The sequence below is a fragment of the Trinickia diaoshuihuensis genome (genome assembly GCF_003390925.1).
GTDB lineage: Bacteria > Pseudomonadota > Gammaproteobacteria > Burkholderiales > Burkholderiaceae > Trinickia > Trinickia diaoshuihuensis.
In genome coordinates this window covers 1-3,690 of the sequence record NZ_QUBS01000044.1, presented here as the reverse complement: position 1 = coordinate 3,690, position 3,690 = coordinate 1, and the positions used below count along the sequence as shown (strand labels likewise).

The 3,690-nt window shown below is 64.7% G+C and carries 3 protein-coding genes; all 3 read left to right on the top strand.

Annotated elements, in window-relative coordinates; all coding sequences use genetic code 11:
- The coding region (locus DXT59_RS10225) for a chemotaxis protein CheW (RefSeq protein WP_205417396.1) at positions 1-1,338 on the top strand (1,338 nt) is incomplete at its 5' end.
- Between the two features lie 23 nt (positions 1,339-1,361).
- Positions 1,362-1,892 carry a chemotaxis protein CheW gene (gene cheW, locus DXT59_RS10220; RefSeq protein WP_116136802.1) on the top strand — a complete coding sequence of 177 codons (531 nt, stop codon included), beginning with the start codon at positions 1,362-1,364 and terminating at the stop codon, positions 1,890-1,892.
- Positions 1,893-1,929: 37 nt separating this feature from the next.
- A partial coding sequence (locus DXT59_RS10215; RefSeq protein WP_116136801.1) for a methyl-accepting chemotaxis protein occupies positions 1,930-3,690 on the top strand: 1,761 nt, incomplete at its 3' end.

The window sequence follows — 3,690 nt, the reverse complement described above, 5'->3', positions numbered from 1 at the left end:
GCGCCCGCGCCGGCACCGGCCGCGCCGGCGACGAGCGCACCGGCCGCGCCCGAGCCCAAGGCCGAACCGGCCAAGAGCGTCGTGGCGAGTGCGCCGGCAGCCGGCGGCGAAGACAAGAAGGCGCGTCCGGCCGCTGCGGCGGCGGGCGGCGAAGGCAGTTCGATCCGAGTCGGCGTCGAAAAGGTCGATCAACTGATCAACCTCGTGGGCGAGCTTGTCATCACGCAAGCGATGCTCGCGGAAACGACGAGCACATTCGATCCGGCACTGCACGATCGTCTTTATAACGGTATGGCGCAGCTCGAGCGCAACGCGCGCGATCTGCAAGAGGCCGTGATGTCCATCCGGATGATGCCGATGGACTACGTATTCAGCCGCTTCCCGCGTCTCGTGCGCGATCTGGCGGCCAAGCTCGGCAAGGAAGTCGAACTCGTCACCTTCGGTCAAGCGACCGAACTCGACAAGAGCCTCATCGAGCGGATCATCGATCCGCTGACCCACCTCGTGCGCAACAGTCTCGACCACGGCATCGAAACGGTCGAGGCGCGGCGCGCGGCGGGCAAGGACGGCACCGGTCAACTCGTGCTGTCGGCGGCTCATCACGGCGGCAACATCGTGATCGAGGTGTCGGACGACGGCGCGGGCCTGCGGCGCGACAAGATTCTCGCCAAGGCCATGAAGCAAGGCATGCAGGTCAGCGAGTCGATGTCCGACGAGGAAGTCTGGAACCTGATCTTCATGCCGGGCTTCTCGACGGCGGAGCAAGTGACGGACGTCTCCGGCCGCGGCGTGGGCATGGACGTGGTCAAGCGCAACATCCAATCGATGGGCGGCCATGTCGAGATCACCTCGCATGCGGGCAAGGGCACGACGACGCGAATCATCTTGCCGCTCACGCTCGCTATTTTGGACGGCATGTCGGTGAAGGTCGGCAGCGAAATTTTCATCTTGCCGCTGAACTTCGTCATGGAGTCGCTGCAACCGGTGGCCGAGGACATTTATACGGTGGCCAACGGCGAGCGCGTGGTGCGCGTGCGCGGGGAATACCTGCCGCTCGTCGCGCTGCACGAAGTGTTCTCGGTCGAAGGCGCGCGCACCGAGCCGACGCAAGGCATCGTCACGATCATGCAGACCGAGGGCCGCCGCTTCGCGATGCTGATCGACGAACTCGTGGGCCAGCAGCAAGTGGTCGTGAAGAACCTCGAAACGAATTACCGCAAGGTACGCGGTATTTCTGCGGCCACGATTCTCGGCGACGGCAGCGTCGCGCTGATCGTGGACGTGGCGGCACTGAACCGTGAGAGCCGTGCATCGCACGGCGCAATGAATTTTTCGTAATTCCCAACCGTTTGGGGGCTAACGTGGCAGAAGTCCAATCCAATACCGCGAACGGTTTGACCGTTGCGGGCAGCCGTCGCGATGCGCTGCAAGCCGACGCGACCGGTCAAGAATTCCTGATCTTCACGCTTGGCGCGGAAGAGTATGGGATCGATATCTTGAAGGTGCAGGAGATTCGCGGCTACGACAGCGTGACGCGCATCGCCAACGCGCCCGAGTTCATCAAGGGCGTCATCAACCTGCGCGGCATCATCGTGCCGATCGTCGATATGCGGATCAAGTTTCACTTGGGCCGCGTCGAATACGATCATCAGACGGTCGTGATCATCCTGAACGTCGCGCATCGCGTCGTCGGCATGGTGGTGGACGGCGTGTCGGACGTGCTCACGCTGACGGCCGATCAAATCATGCCCGCGCCCGAGTTCGGCGCGACGCTGACCGCCGAATATCTGACGGGCCTCGGCACCGTCGAAGGCCGCATGCTGATCTTGATGGATATCGAGAAGCTGATGGTCAGCAAGGAAATGGCACTCATCGAAACGTTCGCCCAGTAAGGCGTCGGGCTCGAGTGCACCCCACCGGAGATTTATAATGTTGCAGAACTGGTCGATCCGCACGACGTTGACGGCCATCGGCGCCGTGTTCGTCGCGCTGACCGTCGCGGTCGGCGTGCTTGGGCTCACCGCGCTTTCCAGCGCGAATCGTTCGCTCGATACCCTTGCGCGCGGCGATTTACCGGCGATCCATGCGCTCGACGACACGGGCAGCTTCTTGCTGCGTTCGCGGGTCGCGCTCGATCGTTTTCGCGCGCTGTCGGAGGCGAACAACGCCGACGAAGCCAAGAAGGTGCTGGCGCGCGCGCAAGAATTGCTCGCCTCCTCGAACCAAGCTTGGCAAACGTTCATGAGCGCGCCGAAGGACGGCCTCGATCAGTCCCTCGTCGATACGCTCAACTCGCTGCACGAGACGGTGTTGCATGACGGCGTCGAGCCCGAGTTCACGGCCGCGCAAGCGGGCGACCTCGCGGCTTATCACGCGATCGCCGATACGAAGATCAGCCCGATGTTCGTCGCCTTCGACAAGGCGGCCGCGGCCGTGCTCAAAGAGCGCCAGGACCACGCCGAGTCGTTGCACACGCAATCGTCGGCGCACGTCGGTTTGATGAGTTCGCTCATCATCGCCGTTGCGGTGTTCGCGATCGTGCTCGTCGTTTTCGTGCGTTTCGCGCTGCGCGGACTCATCGTCCAGCCGATCAACGACGCAGTGACGCACTTCGAGCACATCGCGAACGGCGACCTGACGCGTCCGGTGCGCGGCACCGGTACCAATGAGATCGGCCGGCTCAACGCGGGTATCGCCCGCATGCAGCAGGCCATGACGACGATGGTCAAGGCGGTGCACGCCGGGACCGAATCGATCGATGTGGGCGCGCGCGAAATCTCGATCGGCAACACCGACCTGTCGCAACGTACCGAAGAGCAAGCCGCCTCGCTGCAACAAACGGCGACGAGCATGGGACAGCTCACGGGCACGGTGCGTCAGAACACCGAAAACGCACGGCAGGCAAGCCAGCTTGCGATCAATGCATCGGACATCGCGTTGCGTGGCGGCGAGGTCGTGAGCCAAGTCGTCTCGACGATGCAAGACATCGCCGCAAGTTCGGGCAAGGTCGTCGACATCATCGGCGTGATCGAGGGTATCGCGTTCCAAACCAACATTCTTGCTTTGAACGCAGCCGTCGAAGCGGCGCGCGCGGGCGAACAAGGCCGCGGTTTCGCGGTGGTCGCGGGCGAAGTGCGCAGCCTCGCGCAGCGCAGCGCCGCGGCGGCCAAGGAAATCAAGGCGCTCATCGGCGATTCGGCCGACAAGGTGGCGAGCGGCTCGGAACTCGTGGGCCGGGCCGGCACGACGATGGACGAAATCGTTCAAGCCGTGCGCCGCGTGACCGATATCATGGGTGAGATCAGCGCCGCCTCGGAAGAGCAATCGACGGGGATCGAAGGCGTGAATCGCGCGCTGACGCAGATGGACGACGTGACGCAGCAAAACGCCGCGCTCGTCGAGCAGGCGGCGGCCGCCGCGGCCTCGCTCGAGGAGCAGACGCGTCAATTGAAGGCGGTCACCGCGCAGTGGCGCATCGACGGGGCGCAGGCGCCCGCTGCCGCGCTCGCGCGTACGTCGGCCAAGCCCGCCGCCAAGCCCAGCGCTGTGTCGACGCACAAGAGCCCGGTAAAGAGCACGGCACCGCGCGCCTTGGCGAGTTCGAGCGCGCCGCGTCTGGCGCGCCCGGCACCCGCGTCCGCGCAGCCGGCCACCGCGCCGAGCGCACCGGCCGCCAGCGAGTCGCCCGCG